General features: G+C 29.9%; 19 protein-coding genes. 13 read left to right on the top strand and 6 right to left on the bottom strand.

Translation table 11 applies throughout. From position 1 onward, the window contains the following. Positions 1-32: 32 nt before the first annotated feature. From QEJ31_RS06540 to QEJ31_RS06515, 6 genes are all read left to right on the top strand, one after another. On the top strand, positions 33-653 hold the full coding sequence (locus QEJ31_RS06540; protein ID WP_280592979.1) for a 5-formyltetrahydrofolate cyclo-ligase: 621 nt from the start codon (positions 33-35) through the stop codon (positions 651-653). Between the two features lie 355 nt (positions 654-1,008). Beyond that, positions 1,009-2,988 (top strand): S8 family serine peptidase, encoded by a 1,980-nt coding sequence (locus QEJ31_RS06535; RefSeq protein ID WP_280592978.1) that lies wholly within the window; start codon positions 1,009-1,011, stop codon positions 2,986-2,988. Between the two features lie 53 nt (positions 2,989-3,041). Beyond that, positions 3,042-3,791, top strand: a complete 750-nt coding sequence (locus QEJ31_RS06530; protein WP_280592977.1) for a hypothetical protein — start codon at positions 3,042-3,044, stop codon at positions 3,789-3,791. A gap of 46 nt (positions 3,792-3,837) precedes the next feature. Beyond that, positions 3,838-5,805 (top strand): S8 family serine peptidase, encoded by a 1,968-nt coding sequence (locus tag QEJ31_RS06525; RefSeq protein WP_280592976.1) that lies wholly within the window; start codon positions 3,838-3,840, stop codon positions 5,803-5,805. 33 nt (positions 5,806-5,838) lie between these two features. Further along, on the top strand, positions 5,839-6,450 hold the full coding sequence (locus QEJ31_RS06520) for a hypothetical protein (RefSeq protein ID WP_280592975.1): 612 nt from the start codon (positions 5,839-5,841) through the stop codon (positions 6,448-6,450). Positions 6,451-6,710: 260 nt separating this feature from the next. Beyond that, a complete protein-coding gene (locus QEJ31_RS06515; protein WP_280592974.1) occupies positions 6,711-7,751 on the top strand; it encodes a hypothetical protein in 1,041 nt (346 codons plus the stop codon). A 5-nt stretch (positions 7,752-7,756) separates the two neighbouring features. Here QEJ31_RS06515 and QEJ31_RS06510 read toward each other — a convergent pair whose 3' ends face one another. The 5 genes from QEJ31_RS06510 to QEJ31_RS06490 are packed head-to-tail and all read right to left on the bottom strand — an operon-like array spanning position 7,757 to position 13,831. Continuing rightward, positions 7,757-8,230 carry an acyl-CoA thioesterase gene (locus QEJ31_RS06510; protein WP_280592973.1) on the bottom strand — a complete coding sequence of 158 codons (474 nt, stop codon included), beginning with the start codon at positions 8,228-8,230 and terminating at the stop codon, positions 7,757-7,759. A 43-nt stretch (positions 8,231-8,273) separates the two neighbouring features. Then, a complete protein-coding gene (locus tag QEJ31_RS06505) occupies positions 8,274-9,263 on the bottom strand; it encodes a GNAT family N-acetyltransferase (protein WP_280592972.1) in 990 nt (329 codons plus the stop codon). After that, positions 9,250-10,197, bottom strand: coding sequence for an archaetidylserine decarboxylase (gene asd / locus QEJ31_RS06500; protein ID WP_280592971.1), 948 nt, complete (start codon positions 10,195-10,197; stop codon positions 9,250-9,252). The genes QEJ31_RS06505 and asd overlap by 14 nt, the downstream gene beginning before the upstream one ends. Positions 10,198-10,245: 48 nt before the next feature. After that, complete coding sequence (locus QEJ31_RS06495; RefSeq protein ID WP_280592970.1) at positions 10,246-13,032, bottom strand: hypothetical protein; 2,787 nt, start codon at positions 13,030-13,032, stop codon at positions 10,246-10,248. A 37-nt stretch (positions 13,033-13,069) separates the two neighbouring features. Then, complete coding sequence (locus tag QEJ31_RS06490) at positions 13,070-13,831, bottom strand: ATP-binding cassette domain-containing protein (RefSeq protein ID WP_280592969.1); 762 nt, start codon at positions 13,829-13,831, stop codon at positions 13,070-13,072. Positions 13,832-13,946: 115 nt separating this feature from the next. Between QEJ31_RS06490 and QEJ31_RS06485 the strand changes: the two genes are divergently transcribed. Beyond that, a complete protein-coding gene (locus tag QEJ31_RS06485) occupies positions 13,947-14,843 on the top strand; it encodes a hypothetical protein (RefSeq protein WP_280592968.1) in 897 nt (298 codons plus the stop codon). On the opposite strand, the gene QEJ31_RS06480 is transcribed toward QEJ31_RS06485, so the two are convergent. Continuing rightward, entirely contained in the window at positions 14,840-15,757 is a 918-nt protein-coding gene (locus QEJ31_RS06480; protein ID WP_280592967.1) for an OmpA family protein, read from the bottom strand. The two genes, QEJ31_RS06485 and QEJ31_RS06480, sit on opposite strands and share 4 nt — an antisense overlap. Positions 15,758-15,884: 127 nt before the next feature. Between QEJ31_RS06480 and trmB the strand changes: the two genes are divergently transcribed. Genes trmB through QEJ31_RS06450 form a run of 6 tightly spaced genes read left to right on the top strand, consistent with a single transcriptional unit; the run spans position 15,885 to position 21,596 of the window. Further along, entirely contained in the window at positions 15,885-16,586 is a 702-nt protein-coding gene (gene trmB / locus QEJ31_RS06475) for a tRNA (guanosine(46)-N7)-methyltransferase TrmB (RefSeq protein ID WP_280592966.1), read from the top strand. A gap of 14 nt (positions 16,587-16,600) precedes the next feature. Then, complete coding sequence (locus QEJ31_RS06470; RefSeq protein WP_280592965.1) at positions 16,601-17,527, top strand: cation diffusion facilitator family transporter; 927 nt, start codon at positions 16,601-16,603, stop codon at positions 17,525-17,527. Continuing rightward, entirely contained in the window at positions 17,524-18,651 is a 1,128-nt protein-coding gene (gene queG, locus QEJ31_RS06465) for a tRNA epoxyqueuosine(34) reductase QueG (RefSeq protein ID WP_280592964.1), read from the top strand. Before QEJ31_RS06470 ends, queG begins: the two co-directional genes overlap by 4 nt. Positions 18,652-18,679: 28 nt before the next feature. Next, on the top strand, positions 18,680-19,462 hold the full coding sequence (locus QEJ31_RS06460; RefSeq protein WP_280592963.1) for a hypothetical protein: 783 nt from the start codon (positions 18,680-18,682) through the stop codon (positions 19,460-19,462). A gap of 20 nt (positions 19,463-19,482) precedes the next feature. Further along, a complete protein-coding gene (locus QEJ31_RS06455) occupies positions 19,483-21,099 on the top strand; it encodes a methylmalonyl-CoA mutase family protein (RefSeq protein ID WP_280592962.1) in 1,617 nt (538 codons plus the stop codon). Beyond that, on the top strand, positions 21,096-21,596 hold the full coding sequence (locus tag QEJ31_RS06450) for a dCMP deaminase family protein (protein WP_280592961.1): 501 nt from the start codon (positions 21,096-21,098) through the stop codon (positions 21,594-21,596). The genes QEJ31_RS06455 and QEJ31_RS06450 overlap by 4 nt, the downstream gene beginning before the upstream one ends. Positions 21,597-21,644: the final 48 nt, after the last annotated feature.

Here is a 21,644-nt window from a genome sequence, read left to right as displayed (position 1 = left end):
TATTCTAATTAAAAGGAGGCGACAAGACGAAAATGAGAAAATTAAAAGATATTCTAAATGATAAAGACATTAATTTGCCTATTCCTGAACAAAAAAAGTTATTAAGAAAAATATTGCTTTTAGAAAGAGAAAAATTATTCAAACAGTCGACTGATGTTAATTGGGGAGCTAAACAATTCTTTCGGGCTCTAGAATTACTTAAAATTCCTGAAAAACAATTAAAAGAACAATTGGCAACTAAAAGACTTTTCTTAGCTTGTTATTTCCCAATTAAATTTGAACTTGATATAGCGCGATTTGCAGAAGAATATTGGTTATTTCCAGCAGTTCGGGAAGGGAAAGAACTTCTTTGGTTCAATTATGGTGATGGCAAGGAAAACTATTACACTAATAAGTACGGGATTTTAGAGAAAAAAGAGGAACATTGTTTTGAATACAATAATTCTATGCCCCCTATGTTGTGTTTTATCCCGGGATTAGCTGCGTCAAGGGAGGGTTATCGGCTTGGGTATGGAGGAGGGTATTATGACAGGTTTTTAAATATGAATCGAAACCAAATCACGGCAGTGTTTTGTCTTCCTTCTGAGAAATTTTTATTTGATGATCTGCCAAATGAAAGTACTGATGAAAAAGTAGACTTAATTGTATGGTAATATTTTTTAAAAAAGAAAAAATTAAAAATTTTTATGAGAATTAAACTCTAAAATAAACAAATGTAAAATATAATATTTAATTTTAAAAAAGAGCAAAAAAATAAATTTTACTTTTCTAAAAACGATTTTGTTTTTTTAAAAATTAAATATTCAATTTTGTGTTGTAAAATATAATATATTGATTTCACATTTTTTGTTATTTAATAGCTTACCAAAAATTTAAGATAAAATAAAGCAAAATATTTAAATAAAAATAAGAAAAAGTTTGACAATTAAAAAACTTTTTTGTAATTTGGCTATTCAGTCAATACAAATAATATTATTATAATAGATACTCAATAATGAGGTAAATTTTATGAGTTTAAATGGCAAATATCTTGCGCTTTTTTCTGTATCTGCTTTTGCCGTTTCTTTTCTGTCATCATGCGGAAAATCAAATAATTCAGCAAATAATGCAGAAGATAAATATCTTTCTACACAAAACTCTAATGTTTTAAATGCTGGAGACACAGAAAGACATTGTACTGATTTATCTGATTCGTCAAAAAATCCTTTAGGGAAGTATCAATGGCACTTGAAAAATACAGGTCAAAAAGCTTTTGCAACCTCACCGGGTACTCCAGGTGAAGATATTAATGTTGATACAGTATTAAAAGATGATTGTATCAGTGGACAAGGAGTTAGTGTTGCAGTTGTTGATTCTGGCTTACAAATATCACATCCATCTTTAAAGAAAAATGTTGAAAATAATACTAAAGCAAGATCAATTAACTTCAGAGATAATCGCTTACTTAGCAATGATCCTTCCCCAGTTGCTGATGACGATGATGATCATGGAACAATGGTAAGTGGAATAATTGCAATGCGCAGTAATTTAGGTTTTGGAGGCTCGGGAGTTGCTCCTAGAGCGAAACTTACTGGCTACAATATTATTCAAGCAGAAGCTGGAGTTCAACAATTTCAAAATTTTGTTGATTCACTTGGTGGATCTGATGATTCAAAAGGTAATGATATTTTCAATATGAGTTATGGAGATAACAATATTGAGCAAATATCATCTGATGATCCCATTACTTTAGGGGCATTAACTGCATATAAATATGGAACAAGACATTTAAGAGATGGTAAAGGCGCTTTATACGTTAAGGCTGCTGGTAATGGATTTTCTAAATTAGGAAGAGATCCTGCAAGTGTAGCTTCATGCTCAATGGCTGTTAAGTTAAAAGTGTCTTGCCAAGATTCAAATATGAATACAGATAATTCTATACCAGAAGTCATCACTGTAGGCGCATTAAATGCAAATGGAAAGAAAACTAGTTATTCAACAACAGGATCATCTCTTTGGATAAGTGCTCCGGGAGGAGAATTTGGATTTGATAAAGATTGGATAGATGCAAATTATCAAAGATTTGGGAGATCTGTCGATTGGAAAACTTTAAGGCCATCACTCGGTGAACCAGCTATAGTAACAACTGATGTTATGGGCTCAAGATATGGAATGAGCAAAATTGTAAATTCAGATAGTGAATTTAATCTTGACGATGTTTTCAGTATAAGAAATTCATTTAATGCTGGTACAGCTTCAGATGATGATGGAAATCTTTTAAATCCTAATTTTGATTATACAAATACAATGAATGGTACTTCTTCTGCAACACCTGTTACTTCAGGAAGTTTAGCATTAATACTTGAAGCAAATCCAAATCTAACTTGGCGTGATGTGAAATATATAATGGCTAAAACTGCGACAAAAGTTGATAAAGATTTTGTAGGAGTAAAAGTTAAATTAGCAAATCAAGATGAATATCAAGTGGAAGATGGTTGGACAACAAATGCAGCTGGGTTTCATTTTTCAAACTGGTATGGATTCGGAAGAATTAATGTAGCTGAAGCTGTTAAATTAGCAAAATACTACAATGTTAATTTAGGAAACTATGTTGAACTTCCTTGGCATCCTGCTAGAGGATTTGCAACTTCGATTAGTGTGCCTGTAGGTGCAAAAGGAATTGTTTACAATATACCTACTGTAAGTAAACCAAATAATATGAAAATAGAATCGGTAAGAGCAGAAGTATCTATTGATAGCGATTATATTGGAGATGTTGGTATAGAATTAACTTCACCAAGTGGAACAAAAAGTATTATCTGGCATGTAGGAAATGCTTTTGCTGGAAATGGGAATTTAGTAAAAATGCCAATACAAAGTAACGCATTTTATGGGGAAAATAGTTCAGGAAACTGGTCTGTAAAAATTATAAATGCAGGATTAAATTCTAAAAATGTTACTTTTAAAGGAATTCGATTACAGTTTTCTGGTTCAAAACAGCCATTGTAAAGAATTTTTTGGATAACAATTTGATTTAAAAATATAAAATTGAGGAAAATATTATGAAATCTAAGTCATTCTTACTCCTTTCTGGTTTAGTATTGTTATATAGCAGCAACTCTTTTGCTATTGATAATTCTCAAAACTCTTTTTCTAGTGATTTGTCTTTATCAGATAATGAAAAGTCAAAAGAAATTGAAGAGAAAAAATTTATTGAAAGCGTTAAAAAGAATTTAGCTGTAGAAGAAAATTTTGTTCAAGGCGGAATGAATTATACAATATTTAAAGGTTTAAAGGCATCAACTGGTAAAGAAGATCTTCGGGATTTTTCTAATGATGAGAGTGCTGGAAAAAATTCTTTTGATTTAAATGTCAGCGCTCCAAAAACTGTATTGCTTGATAAAGGTGAATTTAAAATTTATTTTGAAGGAAGTGATAATAAAAAATTAAAGCAAAAAGTTTCCGTAGATAGAAAAATTTCTCCTAAAAATGATAGCGGTGATGTTAGAATTAATGAAAACTATAAAGTAGCTTTTAATAATAAAACTAAAAAATTTGCAGTAATAACTGGAAATATAATTTTAAAAGTAGATCCTGAAGTAAGTAAAATAAAAGTACCTAATAGTAACTATAAAGTTTTAAAATCATATAAAAATATGGGATTATATGTAATTAAGTATCCAGAAAATGTTCAGATAAAGGAAGCTACAGATAAATTAAAATCTTTGAATCCAGCAAGTGTTACAGTTGATGGAGAAAAGAAATCTTCTATTAATGTTGAAGTTTTAGAAAATTTCAAGAAACCAATGTAGTTTAATTTTAGATTTTCTCTCTCATAATTAATTTTTTGGAGTAAAAATGCAAATTAGATTTAAAAATATCGCATTATTTTCTGCTTTAGTTATATCTATGTTGTCATCTTGTAAAAAAAATATTGATTATGATAGTGAAAACATTAAATCAGAAAATAAATATCCTGAAGAAAATAAATCAAATGATTTGCTGATTGATGAAGATAATAAACCAGATTCGGTTGTTTCAACTGATAAATTTTGTACAGATCTTTTGGATGAAAGTAAAAATCCTTTAGGAAAGTACCAATGGCATTTATACAACACTGGAAGTACCTCCTTTACTACAGATAGTCCTAAAGAAGGAGAAGATATCAATGTTTACTCTGTCTTGAAAAATGAATGCCTCAGTGGAAATGGTGTTTATGTAGGTGTTGTAGATTCAGGTTTAGAAATTAAACATCCTTCATTATCTCCAAATATTGAAAATGTAATAAATAAATCTAAAACTTGGTCAATTAATTTTAGAAACAATGGTTTTGACAAAAATGATCCTTCTCCAACGCACGATGATGATCGTGATCATGGAACAATGGTTTCTGGGATAATTGCAATGCGCAGTAATTTAGGATTTGGAGGTTCAGGAGTTGCACCAAGAGCACATTTAGCAGGTTATAATACTATTTCTCGAGAAGGCCAAACTTTTCAAAATTTTTTAGATTCTTTAGGTGCTTCAGACGCAGCTAAAGGAAATGATATTTTTAGTATGAGTTTTGGATCAAATAATTTGAGTCAGCTAAAAGAAGATGTTCCTTCAGTAAAAGCATCTGCTGAAGCATTTAAATTAGGTACAAAAACATTAAGAAATGGAAAAGGTGCCATCTATGTAAAAGCTGCTGGAAATGGCTTTAGCAGTCTTGGTTTAGGATCTGATAGTAGTTGTGAAAGTGCAGTTAAATTTAAGCTATCTTGTCAAAATTCCAATATGAATTTTGAAACAACAATGGCTGAAGTTATAACTGTTGGTGCATTAAACGCAGTGGGAAAAAAATCATCATATTCTACAACAGGCTCTTCTTTATGGATCAGCGCCCCTGGTGGAGAGTTTGGAAAAAATAAGGCTTGGATAGAAGAAAAATTAAAAAATATTAACGAAACAATTGATTGGTCAAAATACAGACCAACTCTTGGAGAACCAGCAATATTTACTACAGACGTGAGTGGTAAAGAATATGGCGCAAGTAAAGTTATAGACTATACAAAGAAAGATCCTATTTTACAAATAGGAAATTCTTTTAATGCTTGTGATATCAACGAAAATAAAAATGGTAATTATACAAATTCGATGAATGGTACTTCTTCAGCAACTCCCGTTACGTCTGGAAGTATAGCTTTAATTCTTGAAGCTAATCCAAACTTAACATGGCGTGATGTAAAATATATTTTAGCTAAAACAGCAACGCAAGTTGATAGCAGTTTTAATGGAATTAATATTCAATTAGAAAATGGTAGCAATTATCAAGCAGAATTAGGTTGGGTAACAAATAAGGCAGGGTTTCATTTTTCAAACTGGTACGGATTTGGCAGAATAAATGTAGCAGAAGCTGTTAAATTAGCAAAAAATTATAGTAGCATTTTAGGAAATTATATCGAAAATGATTGGGTAAAACCCGTGGGAATGAATTTCAATGAATTAATTAAATCAGGTGATTTAAATGGATTTACTTCCGAAATTCAAATTGATAAAAAAGATTCTTTAGTAATTGAAAGTTTACAAATAAGAGTTTCTTTAAATAGTAAATATATTGGTGACAATAGTTTAGAATTGATTAGTCCAAGCGGGACTAAAAGTATTATTTGGAATGCAGCTAATGCATTTTCAAAAAATGGAAATTTGACTGACATGCAACTCCAATCAAACGCTTTTTATGGAGAAGAAAGCGCCGGTAAATGGAAATTAAGAATAATTAATACTGGTATTCACAAAATTGATGCAACTTTTAAAGGTTGGAAATTAAAAGTTTCTGGTCATTGAATTAATTTACTTTAAAAATGTTATGGAGATATTATGAAACTCAAAGCAATTTTAACCATTATAAGTTTTTTCTTACCTTTATCTGCGCAAATTTGTAGTTATGCAAGTGAGAAAATTTTAGAAAATAAAAGTAACGAAAAAGATATGAATAATGACAATTATACAATTAATGAGAAAGATTTATTAAAAAAATTTAATAAAGGTGAAAGTTTTGTACAAGGGGGAATTAAATACACAGTTTATCCTGAGCTTATTGCTAATTATAGAAAAAATAAATTAAAAAATGGAAATGCTATTGAAAATGATAAAAGTGAGTTTGTTCTTGAGACTAAAAATTTTTCAATTCATAAAACTACTCAGGATAAAAACGCTAAAAATTTAGGCTATACAAATCAGGTTGTTTATAACAACTCAAACGAAAATTTTGGGATCCTTAGCGGAGTTATTATTGTTAAAACAAAAAATAATTTAGAATTTACAGATAAGTCATTTGAAATTATAAAAAGATACCCAAATATTGGTTATTATTTAGTAAAAATTCCAAAAAACTTAACAATATCGAGATCACTTAGCATTCTGCAAAAACTAAATTATGTTTCTGAAGCTAGTGTGGAAGTTATAGAAAATTTTCAAGAAACTTTATAATTATTTGTTTTTATTAAAAAATAAAAATTTTATGGTAATCTTTTTTATCTTTATTTAATTTAATAAACAATAATTTTATTTTTGTTATTATTGTTTTTATGTGAAATATAAAAAAATAAAAGTAAATATAAAATAATTTTAATAATAAATGACCTTGATCATAAATTTTTTTTGTTCTATGAAAACACCCAGCTGCTAAAGCTTGATTTTGCGCAAATGAAATAAAATCAATTTAAAAACTAAATAATAGAGGTTTTGTTATGAAAAAATATGTTTGTTTATCTTTGGTTTCACTGTTGTCTATACCACTGGTTATGAGTTGTAAACGTGGCGGTTCAGGAGAACAAAATCGCTATACAGAAACTTTTGATCCTGTTTCTGTAGGCCAAGTTCAAGTTTCAATGAATTTAGAAAATAAAATTAAAATTGAAGATACATATAATAAAATTAAGGCTAATACATTTGTGCTAAAAGGTACTTATAGTAACTGTTTTGGTAAGGCTGATAATGAAGAATGGAATCTTGATGATACGAGTAATGAAAGATTAATTATTAAAAAAGGAGATACAAATTGCGAACTAAAAATAACAGGCTTTTCTGTTAAAAATAGTAATTCCGTTATTGCCGAGTACACTGTCTCTGCTGAAAGTTCGAAATTAACTCAAAAATTTTCTGACAATCCAATTGTTTTTAATTTAAAATCTAATTCTGCAGAATTTTCACCGATAATCTATTCTGTTGCTAATATTACACCTGTAGATTTTTCTGCAAATCCTATAATATCAATTGTTATAAGTGAATTATTTACAGTTATTAGTAATTATGAAACTCCTTTTACAAGGGTTGAAATATTTGTCCCTACAATTGATACAAACAGAAATATTTTAGTAAATTCAGTTCCAGTATATTCTGTAGATAGTACCAAATTTGAAGTACATCACGATTTTTCAAATAAATTTACATTTTATAATGGTCACTACATTTTTATTAATACAAAAAATCCAGCACAAGAATATTTAGTAGTTGATTCATCCAAGGATTTATCAAGTTATGAAAAAGTTGATGCATATTTTAAAGCAATTAAAACAGATACAAATCCAAGTATAAAGAATAAGATAAAGGCAATATCAAGTAATAATATTACTATTGCTTCATATGAAATTACAAAAAATGGAAGTATTCCACAATTATTTCCGTCAAGTGGAACTGTTAGTTTTAAAGTGATTTTTGCTAAATCATTAGATGCAGCTCCAAATTTTTATAGTTATTCTGTATATACTAATAATATAATAAAGAAGTAACTAATCTACTTCTTCCAAAGCTGTTCCCTTAATTTTTTTCTTTGCAGGGCGGAATCATACCGCTCTTTTTGTTTTTCTGCGACAATTTTAATTTGAGGAATTTCTACAGATTTTCCGTTTTCGTCTACTGCAACCATCGTAATATAGCTTGAAAGAACATGGTTAACGACCCTTGACTTAGTATCTTCTGATACAACTTTAATGCCAACTTCCATTGAAGATCTGCCTGTAAAATTAATAGATGCTAAAAAAGAAACAAGTTCACCAACATGGATAGGATGGCGAAAAAAAACCTGATCAACTGATAGAGTAACAACATAGTGACCTGAGTATCTAGATGCGCACACATATGCAACTTGATCTAGTAATTTTAATATAGCTCCACCATGAACTTTTCCAGAAAAATTTACCATATCTGGAGTCATTAAAATTGTCATTTGAATAGAAGTTTCATTTTCTAAAGCATTAGATTCAAGCATATATTTCTCCAAAAGAGCTTTATCTTTTTATTTTAGTATGCTTTTAAGTGCCCTGTAAACTATTAACAAAAAAACAATCATTACTGCATAAATTATTTAATGACTTTATAGGAAATTTTTTCTCATTTAATGATTTAATTGACATTAATGGTAAATTTATATAACTAAACAGATCTTTAAATAAATTGTGAAAAGAACCAGGAAAAAATATTAAATCTTTTTCATTATTAATTATAAAAATATTATATATTAAATTTAAAATATATTTTTTTTCAGTAAAGTAATTAGCGTGGATAACATTTATAAAATCATCACCCTTATTTAGAAAACTTGTGGCAACAATATTGTTGTTTATTTCGGCTGTATATAAAAGCATGTTTTTAATTTTTAATATGTCTTTAAATTCAAGATAAGAAAGAATAGATTCTGATTGTTGTGAATTTAAAACTATAAAACGCCAAATTTTAGCTTTAATATCTTCACTAAGGTTCTCTAATTCACAAAAACTCTTAAAAACAATACTATTTTTAGTATTATGAGATTTAATATTGTTAGATAAATTTAAATAATTTTGATAGTAATTCTTATTTTCTAGTGATTTACTTAGTGGTGCTAGATATGTTTTACCAATAGAATTAAAACCCATTTTTGCATAAAGTTGATTATTATCTGCAAATAGTAAAAGAAAATCAGCATGATTCTCTTTTGCTTTTTTTTCGGCAAGCTGAATGGTTTGAAGTGCCAAACCTTGATTTCTAAAACTCGGATGAGTACAAACGCTACCAATACAATAGGCGCTTATTCTAAGATTACTGTTTAAAATGAATGAGAGTGGATAAAGAGTGCAAAAAGAAACAGTTTCTTTATTTTTTTTTAAAAGGAACAAGAACTCTTTGTAAGCTTCTTTGAAAACTTGGGGAAAATTATTTAAATAATTTTTCGTTTGAAAACAAGTATTAGTTAATTCTAGTAGATCTTGGAAGTTGATGTTAAACTCACGATGTGCTTTTACACTAACATCAACTTGTGACATGTCCTTTTCCTTCGGATAAGGTACCTATTTTTTCACCCATTTGGACTAAAGTTTCATATCCTTCTTTAGATGAATGGATAAGGTCGCTATCGAAATTCATTATTCCATGTTCAAAAAAGAAAATACAGGTACTACCGCCAAATTTAAAGAACCCTTTTTCATCGCCTTTTTCTACCTGCATTCCTGGGCGATAAGTTTGAACTATTGTTCCAACAAAAAGTGCACCAATTTCTAAAAGCAATACTTTACCAAATTGATCGGAGTCTAATTCACAAATTGTTCGTTTATTTAAGCAATAGACAGGAATTTTTTGTTCTAAAGCGTAGGGATTTACCGAATGTAATAAACCTTGTATTGTTTTTGTTACCCCAGCTTTCCCGGAAACTGGAAAATGAAATCTATGATAATCAGCGGGGCAAAGTCTTAATACCCCACAAGAACCATTTTTGTATCTTTCTGCTAGGCTTTCATTGCCATTGAATAAATCAATAAGTTTTATAGGCGCCCATTTTAAATATGTAATTGTAAACTCATCTATTTTTGGAAAAACAAGTAATCTTCCATCACCAGGAGAATTTATTCCATTAGGAGTGCGATTGATGGGTCTGGCTCTTGGATGCAGTTTTCTTGCAAAAAAATCATTAAATGAATTATATTCTGATATATCTTTATCAGATTCACTTACATTGATTTCCATAGAGTTTACGAATTCTTCAATTTTATGTTTACTTGCTCCTGAGTCATTATAAGCACCATAAATATTACTTAACCATTTATTTGTGAGAAATTTTTCAGTGAAAACCGCGCCGGCTGAACTCCCATAAAAAACTTTCATAGCGTCTTCACCATAAATTTTTTCTATGAACTTTTCACCATTTCCACGTTTAACAACTTCAATTTGTTTCGTAGTATTTCCCAAAATTGATTTTAACATTTCTGTCATCCCTGAAAAGATTCTAATAAATTAATTGAATACCAACTCTTAACTATTAGTTTTCAACAACCATCTTTCTACAATTTTACCACCTTCAGCACCACTACCTGGGCCTAATTTTATAAGATGGTGAGCCTGAGTTTGAAATAGTTCATGATGTTCAACAACAACAAATGTATGCCCCTCAACACAGAGTTGCAATATTGATTCTAAAAGATTTCCGACATCTTTTTCTGACAGTCCTCTAGTGGGTTCATCAAGAATACAAAATATTTTTTTTGCAGATTTTGTTAATGCGGCGCTAAGACGTAACCTTTGAGCCTCGCCACCTGACATAGATGTGGTTGTTAATCCTAAAGGAATGTGGCCTAGGCCAAGTTGACAACACAAAGTCAAACTTCTAGCAAAACCTGGAGTTTTTCCAAGTAAATTTCTGCATTCGAGTAACGTTGTTGTTAACCACTCATTAATATTTTTTCCTAACCATTTTATCTTTAATATATCGTTACGATATCTTGTTCCGTTGCAATCAGGACAAATTTTTTCAACTTCTCCAAGAAAAAATAGATCTTCTTGAATAACTCCTTTTCCATTACAATTTTCGCATGCACCAGCTCCGTTAAAAGAAAAATCTGATAACGTTAAATTATTTAATTTCGCATCTTTTGTTTGCGCAAAGTTTTTTCTTATTATATCCATTAATCCCAAAATAGTTGCTGGAACACTAGTAGAAGTCCTATGTAATGCTTTTTGTTCAACACTGACGATTTCATAATTATCAATAAAATTTTTTGGCACTATAATTTGATCCCATTGACCAATTTTTGCATCCAAATCGGTCAATAAATTATTTGATATATTTAAATTTATTAATTTTTCTAATGCTGCATCTATGCCATATTGTAACAATGTGGATTTACCTGCTCCACTAGGTCCTGTTATTACATTTAACTTTTGAAGAAGAATTTCTGCATTTACATTAACACAGTTTAATGCTGAAAAATTTTTTAAATATATAGAAGTATTTTGAGAAGAAATTCTTTCATTACTGATTTTATCATGTTTGTTTTTATCTTGGAGATTAGTAATAAAAGAAGAAGGAATTCCATTCTTTAATTTTAGTAATTGACCGCCTTCTTCGCCACCTCCAGGTCCAAGTTCATAGATAACATCAGCGGCGCAAATTAATTCTTTATCATGTTCTACCATGATAATTGTGTTTCCTAAATCTCTTAATTCTTGTAAGCAGTTTATTAATGTAGGTATTTCGGTTTTTCCAAGTCCTATACTAGGTTCATCAAGAACATATAAAGCATCCGTCAATCCGTTACCTATAACTCTGGTTAAGAGCACTCTTTGATACTCTCCTCCAGAAAGAGTTTTGCATCTTCGAAAGAGATGAGTTGAACTTAAACCAAGTTTACTTAATAAATTAACTTTTTTAAAAACTTCATCATATATATATGAAATTTGTTGGAGTGTCAGAGAGTATTTATTCTCTGATTTTAATTGAATAAGCCAAGTTAATACATGTTTTATTTCGAGTTGAAAAATTTCATGAAAAGATTTTCCAAAACAAAGAGCATTTCTACCAGCAATTCCTATTCTAGCTCCTTCACAATCAGGGCATAAAATATATTTTCTATATTTTGCTAACAGAATTCTTGAAGTGCTTTTATATTTTTCTTCTTCTAATATCTCAAAAAAATCGGAAATTGAAATAAATTTATTATTTACTTTTTTATTGTTGCTTGTATTTGATGATTGCCAAATTAATTTTTTTTGGTTTTCTGACAAGTTTTTGTATGGTAAATTAATATTTATATCATTTTTTTTACTATATTTTATTAATTCTTCCTGCAACCATGAAAATGTTTCAGATGTCCAAGGCTTAATTGCTCCTTCTGATAAAGATAATTCTTTATTTGGAATAATTTTATTATCATCTAATACAGGAATATTACCAAGACCTTGACACTTTTTACATGCACCTAAAACTGATTGCCAGTCTAAATCACTTTGTTGTATGATTGTAGTTTGTTTTTCGCATTTTTTGCAAAAAGGTTGGACATGAAATTTTTTAGGGTTAGTTAATTTAAAATTATCATCTATTAGTAATAAATTTATGTAGTAAAATTTTGGTGAAAATTTTACTTGTGACCAGATAGTTTCAATTCTATTTTCCAATTCATTTAAGTTAATGTTTTTATTAATTCTGTCTAGAATAATATCAATTTGAATAGGATACTTTTTTTCTAATTTAGTGAAATCTTCAAGATCCACAATATTTTTGTTGAATACTATTCTTGAATATCCCTCAATAATTAAATCTTCAATATATTTTTTGTTCAATATTTCATAAGGAACTGTTAATAAAAATGATGATTCTTTATCATAGATAGAATTTATGTATTTTAATAAATCTTTTGCTTGTTGTATTGAAACAGGAGATCCGCATTGTATGCATGAAGGTTCCATCAAAGAAATAAACAAAGCTCTGAAAGGTTCAGATAGATCACAGGCCGAAGCAATTACACTTCTAGGATCACTAGACTTATTGCTCTGTTTTAATGCTATAGCGGCAGGGATATTATTTATTTCATCAAATTCTCCTTGAGGCAATCCTTGAAGAAATTGTCTTTCGTAAGTTCCTAAAGTTTCTAAAAAACGTCTTTGTGATTCTGAATAAATAGTATCAAAAGCAAGACTACTTTTTCCACTGCCTGAAACTCCAGTTATTGCAATCCATTTTTTTAATGGAATATCTATATCAATATTCTTTAAATTGTGAGTTTTTATTCCTCTACATTTTAAAACATCATTATCACTATCCATTATTTTATCTTTTCATATAAAACACAATTATGACTTTTTAAGAAATATCAAAATTGTGTTTTCTTATAGTTAAAAAATTTGTAATCCAAGGATCATTTAAAGAAAGTAATTCTTCTTTTGTTCCTTTGCCTACAATTCTACCATCTTTTAAGATGGCAACATTGTCAGCAAAACGAAACGCAACATCAATATTGGATGTTACGCTAACCATTGTTGTTCCTATACTGCGTCCAATATTGTGAATCATATCTATGACTATCGTTGTTGTAACGGGATCAAGACCTGCCGTAGGTTCGTCTAATAATGCAAGTTCAGGATTAGTGATAAGCGCACGAATGAATCCAACTCTTCGGCGCATTCCCCCCGACAACTCACTAGGTATTTTATCAGCAGCATGTGCCAGAAGAACTTGGGACAAGAACTGTTTTACTTTATCTTCTTGCTCAAATTTAGAAAATTGAGTCATATTTTCCATGGCAAATAAGATATTTTCTTTTACAGTCATAAAATCGAACAAGGCTCCCTGTTGGAAAGCCATCCCCATTTTTTTAAATAGTTCAGATTTTTCATGATCTTTCAAATTATTTATAGTTTTACCTAGTACTTGCACAGTTCCAGATTGCGGTTTAATGATACCTAAGATAACCTTAAGAAGAGTGCTTTTCCCTGATCCTCCAGGTCCTAGAATGGTTAAAGAGTCCCCTTTTTGTATCTTGAGGTCTAATTCTTGCAGAATAGGTTTATTAGGTAAAAAAGCGTGATGTACGTTATGCAAAGAAACTATGTCAGAAGCTTGCACTCATCCTCCTACAATCAAAGTAGATTTGAGTTTAGGTTGAAATTTATGTCTTTGCAATATTAATATTGTGAAACATTTATATATATGTAAGTGTTTTTATTAAAGAGAACATTGAATGAAAAGTTTTATCTCCGCAGTTTTAAAAATTACTAAATTATTTTCAGTTTTTTTTATGCTTACATTTTTTTATAGTTTTGCTAATGAAGATGATGAAAAAGTAAAAGAAAAAAAATCTTTAGTGATTTTAGGTAATAGTGAAAGTTTTTTTTCTCAGAAAAAAAGTAAACATGAAATTTGTAGTTTTATAAATAATAAGTTAGTTACTTATGTTGATTTAATATATTATGTTAAAGATTGTAAATTATTATTTGTTAAAGATGCTGAGGTATCTAATCAACTAATTCAAGATCAACGAAAAAAAATTATTGCCCTTCCAGTACATGTTTATGCGCAGCTAGAAATTGGAAAGGAATACAATTCAGATGAGTATTATAAAGATTATTCTTCAAAAAATGCCGAATCTTTTCAGATGATTTGTAGTAAATATGAAAAAGAAGTTTTAACTTCTAACAACGAAAAATTTTATTACATTGAAGATTGTAAAAAAAGAGAGTTTAATAAATTTAGTGATATTGAAATTTTTTCAACTAAAAGTAAACCTATATATTCAGTAGATCAAAAACTTCTAAATCGATTTAAATTTGGCACACCTATCCAAGTTACTAGGAAGGTAGATAATTCAGTAATTAAAGTACCTGAAGAAAATTTATTAGCAGATTTACCTACAGAAAAAGTACTCTGTGCTAAGTTAGAAAGAAAGGTCGTAGCCTTTCATGAAGGTTTTTTCTTTGTTCAGGATTGTAAATTATTTACAATTTCAGATTTTAATATTGATATTCAAAGAAAAGCAGACGAACTTGGCGGAATAAAAGAATTGACTGTAAAGCAAGCTATAGGTTTATCTCAGGTAGGATCTATAAAAAGCTCGGAAGTTTTAAGAAAGATGCGTTAGTTAAAATTTGCTGGAAGCATTCTTATAATTATGCCGCTAGTTACATTATTATTTGGCCAACCTTTTACAGGTTGTAATCCGCTTTGAATCCAATCGTTTCCATATCCTATAGTAACAATTTGATTGCTTTCTATATTATATAAATTAGCTAAGTATTTAGATATAGATTGAGCTCTCATTAAACTTTCAATTCGTAATTGTTCTCTATTTCCACTAGATAAAATAAAGGCTTCTATTAAAATTCTGCCATTCAATTTTTTAAATTGGTTAAATTTTTCTTTTAAAATATCCTCTCCTTGTTTGGAAATTTCATAAGAAAATTGGTTTAAATCACTGCTAATAAAAAGATCTTGAAAAGAAATTTCTACTCTTGGACTGATAGAGATTTTTCTATTTATATGTTTTTCAATTGGAAAAATGGTATCCCCTACCATAGGTTTCCAATAAATATTCGCAGTTGTTATATATTCATTAGGGATTTTCCCATACTGAGATTCAATATCCGAAGCGCCGGAAATTAATGCCTCAACAATATTGCCATTAACACCCGTTACATTCCCTTTCCCCACAAAGACCCATTTACCAGGAGGCAAACAACGCATTATTTGTACTTCTCCTCCAACTGCAGGTCTGAGATATGTTGGTATTTCTTGTCCAGTATAAAAATCCCAGCCAACTTTATATTCATTACTCCCTACTAACTTTTCTACAATTGCCAATTTCATTTGCTGTGGATCTATTTCTTTTGGAGTACATTCTTCATTAGCGTAAGTTTTATGGGTATAATACTCTCGTTTTGATAATGGAGAATAAGGGAATGATTCCGGAAACTTGTAAGCAAAAATAAGCGTTTGAAACATGGCTGAACATGTTGTTAAGAAGATTTTTAGATATTGCAATTTTTTTTCAAACATGAATTGCATATATTTCCTTTTAAACCAAACTTTGGCTTGATTCCTTGCAAGCTTTTCGGCAACCTGCGGGTGCCAGTATGGGCAAGTTTTTAATTGGTCAAAAAATTGAATTTAAAAAGGTATAGAAATGAGAAAAGTTGGCACTATAATTGACAATTTACGGAGTGGCGAAAAGGCTCCAGATAGACACGAAAATCCTTATTTGTCTGAAGCATTGCAACTATCTGAATATTTACTTACCCAATCAGAACTACAAAATATTTTTCCAAATGTTTTTCAAGAAATGCAGAATCCTTTCATTCTTGAAGTTGGTTGTTATATGGGAAAAAATGTTATTGAACTTGCGGAACAAAACAATAAAATGAATTTCCTAGGTATTGATATAACGTATAAGAGAGTAGTTAAGTCTGCTCGAAAACTAAAAAGATTTAATATATCGAATGGCAAGATTGCAATTTGTGATGCAAGATACTTAATAAATGAGCTGTTACCTGAACAATTTTTGGATGGAATTTGTGTCTTTTTCCCTGATCCTTGGCCGAAAGATCGCCACGAAAAAAATAGATTACTTAACCAACAATTTATCCAAGCTGTTTATCAAAAAATTAAACCTAACGGATTTTTTTGGTTTAAATCAGATCATCAAGTATATTTTACTCAGACAAATGATTTGTTGTTAAATTCTGGATTTGTTGCAGATGATTTAGATAACAACCAACCTAGGGCTCAACCAAGAAATATAATTGGAGGGCCTTACGAGACAGCATTTCAAAAATTATTTATAAATAAAGGGATTCCTTTTTATCAACGTGTTTACTTAAAAAAATAATAAGGATTCACAAAATGTTGAATGATAACATTCTAGATAAAGGACAATTAAATTCAAAATTAGCGCAAAGAACAGCTCTAATTGCGGCTCTTTGTGCAGCAGGTTTAGCTCTTGGGAAGTTTTCTTTGTTTCTCTTATCAGGATCTCTAGTCGTAGCATTATCTGCTTGGGATAGTGCAATGGATATGCTTGTAAGTTTAATAAATAGAAAAATTGTTGCCTATTCAAGATTAGATGCTGATGATAATCATCCTTATGGGCATGGAAGAGTAGAAAGTATTGCAGCTCTTGGTCAAGGTTGCTTAATAATAGGTGGTGCAATTGGTATTATAGCTTCAAGTGGTAGACAAATTTATGATTACTTTTTTGACAATGTAAAAATACACTTTCACGCAAATTGGAATCAAGTAATATTTTTTGGTTTTGCAGCAGCAGTAAGTCTTTTTGTTACAAAATTGTTAAAAAATAATGGGAAAAAATTAAATAGCCCTGCTCTATTAGCAGATTCGGAGCATTATAAAGTTGACTTAGTAACAAATTTAGCAAGTGGTTTAGCTATTTTTTTTGTTATCATTTTAGGTAATCCAATTTTAGATCCAATAATAGCTTTTGTTTTTTCAATTTATATTATTTATGGAGCCTTTGGTTTAATAAAAACTAGTATTAATGAATTAATGGATCATGATATACTTGATGAAGTTAAGTTAAAAGCAAAAGAAATTATAAAAAATACAGATAATAGAATAGAAGATATACATAGATTTAGAGGTAGAAAAAGTGGGCACAAATATTTTTTTGATTTTCATGTAACACTTCCTGATAACTTAACATTTAATGAAGTTCATTTAATAATTGAGAAAATTGAGAAATCCTTAGAAAGTTCATTTGATAGTGATGTTATTGTCCACGCGGATCCCAGTAGTGTTAGAATAAAATCATGAAACTAAAAAAAAATATTCAAGATTTTTTAATCGAGAAAAATGTATTGGCTTCATCTTTATTTTCATTTGAAAATGAGAATAATAATCTTGCAAAAGATAAAGAATTTTTTGATTTTTGGTTAAATTCTGGTGCTCATGCTGAAATGCATTTTCTGCAAAAAAATATTCAAGCTAGAAAAGATCCTCAGTTGGTTCTTGAAAATTGTAAAACAGCATTAATTTTCTTATTTCCTTATTCATATGGACATAGAATTAGAGGAAAAATTGAAGATGAAAATTATCATAAAAGTATAGTTAGTAAAAATAATTCAATATATAGTAAAAAACTTATTTCCCGCTATGTTTATGGAAAAGATTATCATAAAATACTAAAGAAAAATCTTACTGATATTGCAAAAAATTTACAACTTTATTTGGATTTAAAATTTAATTTTAGACCAGTCATTGATTCAATCCCCTTTTTTGATCGAGCTCATGCTAGGGAAGCTGGATTAGGGTTTATTGGAAAGAATACAATGCTGATAAGGCCTGGAATGGGTAGTTTCTTTTTTATTGCGACTTTACTTACCGATATCCCGACAAAAGTATTGTTGGATAGGGGTGAATCAAAATTAAATCCTATTCTGAATTTAACATGTGGGGATTGCACAAAATGTTTAGATTCATGCCCCACACAGGCGCTCTTGCCTGATTTCTTTTTGGATGCAAAGCGATGTTTATCTTACTTGACGATAGAACATAGAGATATTGTGCCCAATGAATTTCTTCCGCATTTCAAAGATACAATTTATGGATGCGATATTTGTCAAGAAGTTTGCCCATATAATTTTGTTACAACAGGCTTCCCCATCATCAAAGAATTTTCTCAAGTACATGCTCCTTTTTTGATGATAAATGTAAAAGAGGTTGCCTTGATGGATGAAACTCAATATGAAAAATGGTTTGGTGGAACTGCAGCTACACGAGCTAAATATTCTGGTTTGGTAAGAAATGCTTTATACCATCTATATGCTACTTTAGATCCTGATTTATCGAGTGTTTTGGGGATGCTAGCAAAATCAGAAAATGAGTTAATCCTTAAAACAGTTAGACAATTAGAAGGATTAATAATAAGTAGAGATTAGATCATTTGTTTATTTAGAAGGAACAAAAATGTATTTAAAAAATCTTATTTTAAGATTATTTGTTTTTATAATATTTGTTACGTTTGTTAGTAGCTGTCAGTCTTTAAAACCTTTAAATGAAGGAATTCAAGAGGGATATGAAGCTATTAATCCTGCCTCCATTATTGCCGTTCCTACATTTGTGTTACCAGATCCCTCAAAAGCTGCGGTAATTGATCCTGCAATTATTAATACACATCAATTTATTCCAAAGCTTGAAGCTAAAGTAATGGAGGCATTTAAAGACCAGCCAAATATAAATGGATATTCATTTAGTGTTGTTAATAATGTAGTTATTAAAGAAAAATCAGATATATTAAATAACATGAATCAAAGATTAACTGCTATATCAAGTCGTTTTTCTTCGAGAGAATCAATAATAAGATCAGTAATAACTTCATCCTGTTTAAGTAGAAAAAACTTTGTGGAATTTTATAGTTATTGTGTTGCCCCTGATAGCGTATGGATTTCTGAGTTAAATAAACTTGCTTTAAAAGTATTAAATGCTGATACTGCTTTATTAGTTGTATTGAAAAATTTAGATTCAAGTTCAAACAATGACATTTATGTTTTGCATGGCGGAATTTCGCTTTTACTAGTAGATACAAATAATGGGAAGTTAATTTGGGGGAAAGACAAATTTGTAACCTTAAAAAACCCGCCAGAAAAAAAATATTTTCCAACTATTGATGATCTATTAATTTCAATTTTTAATGAAGAATTTTGGGAAGGATTTCCAGGAAGAATTCAAAAAAATAAGCCTAAGGTATAAAACATTATTGGAGGATGTTAATGTCAAAGGAGAAAAAAAATTTATTACGTAAGTCAGATTTTCTAACGGCCTCTAGTGCTAATATTGATGAAATTTATTTTCCATTAAGTAATAATACACAAGATGAATATCAAGAAAAATTGGGTTCTCCAGGTGAATTTCCTTTTACAAGGGGAGTTCACAGCAAAATGTATAGAAGTAATTTGTGGACCATGCGTCAATATGCTGGTTTTGCAACTGCTGAAGAAAGCAATAAAAGGTATAAATATTTATTAGCACAAGGACAAACTGGACTGAGCGTTGCTTTTGATTTGCCAACACAAATTGGGTATGATTCTGATAGTCCTGAAGCCGCTGGTGAAGTTGGAAAAGTTGGAGTTGCAATAGACACTTTAGCAGATATGGAAATCTTATTTGCTGATATTCCTTTAGAACAAATTTCAACTTCTATGACAATTAATGCTTCAGCAGCTGTTTTATTAGCACTATATATTGCGGTAGCTGAGAAACAAGGTGTCAAAAGCGATAAACTGAGAGGTACCATTCAAAATGATATATTAAAAGAATATATATCTAGAGGAACCTATATATACCCACCAACTCAATCTATGCGAATAATTACAGATATTTTTTCTTTTTGTAAAGAATCTGTACCTTTATGGAATACTATTTCTATTAGCGGTTATCATATACGAGAAGCAGGTAGCACTGCCTCTGAGGAAGTTGGATTTACTTTAGCTGACGGTATCGCTTATGTTGAAGCTGCAATAAAATCTGGATTAGATGTTGATGAATTTGCTCCAAGATTATCTTTCTTTTTTAATAGCTTTACTGATTTATTTGAAGAAGTTGGTAAATTTAGAGCAGCTAGAAGAATTTGGGCAAAAATAATGCGCGAAAGATTTCAAGCAAAAAATCCAAAAAGTTGGATGTTACGATTTCATACCCAAACAGCTGGCTCAACTCTTACGGCTCAACAGCCAGATAACAATATAGTAAGAGTCACAATTCAAGCATTAGCTGCTGTGTTGGGTGGAACACAAAGTTTACATACAAATTCTAAAGATGAAGCTTTGGCTCTACCTACTGAAGACTCTGCAAGAATAGCCTTACGCACTCAACAAGTTATTGCATATGAAAGCGGTGTTGCTGAAACAGTAGATCCCTTAGCTGGGAGTTATTATGTTGAAGCAACAACTGATAGAATAGAAAAAGAAGCAATTGAAATTATCAAAAAAATTGACGAAATTGGTGGCATGGTAAAAGCAATTGAGCAGGGTTTCGTTCAGGCGTCTATTCAAAAGTCTGCTTATAAGTATCAACAAGATATTGAAAATCAAAGTAGAGTTATAGTTGGGGTAAATAAATTTATTATCGAAGAAAAACCAGTCGAAAATCTTTTAAAAATAGATGAAAGTGTTGAAAAAAATCAAATTTTAAGATTGAAAAAGATAAAAAATTCTCGAGATCAAAATGCGGTAAAAGAAGCTTTGGTAAAATTAAAAAGTGCTGCACAAGGTTCGGATAATTTGATGCCTTACATTCTTAATGCTGTAAAAGCCTATGCAAGTATTGGAGAAATCTGCAATATATTACGCGAAGTATTTGGTGAATATAAGGAAAATATAATATTATGAATGATAAAATTATTTTCTCAAAAGAGGAAAAAAAACATTATCCAGTATTGAAAATAGATTATTCTAATAAAAAAAATATCATACGCCCTTCATGGGATAATTACTTTATAGGAATTGCTGAAGCTGTTTCGAAACGCAGCCATGATGGTGAAACGCAAGTAGGAGTAGTTCTCGTTGATGAGAATAAAAGAATATTGGCTACAGGATATAATGGTTTTCCGCCGGGAAGTGATGATAAGAATCTCCCAAATCTTCGCCCTGATAAATATCCTTTTATTGTCCATGCTGAAATAAACGCTATAGCGGCTTCAAGACAGGATTTAAGAAATTCTTCTTTATATTGCACTTTTAGCCCGTGTCGAGATTGTGCAAAGGCAATAATCACGGCAGGTATTAAAAATGTTGTATTTCGTACGGCATATAAAAATGAAGACTATGAATTTGTTATGAATTTTCTCAGATCCTGTGGTTTAACTGTCCGCCAAACAGAAGAATAGTGTCCAAATTTTAGATCATTGCCTTCACCAAAATTCTAGGGTAATGAG

The sequence above is a fragment of the Pigmentibacter sp. JX0631 genome (assembly GCF_029873255.1).
GTDB lineage: Bacteria > Bdellovibrionota_B > Oligoflexia > Silvanigrellales > Silvanigrellaceae > Silvanigrella.
This window is presented reverse-complemented; position numbering and strand designations above follow the sequence as displayed.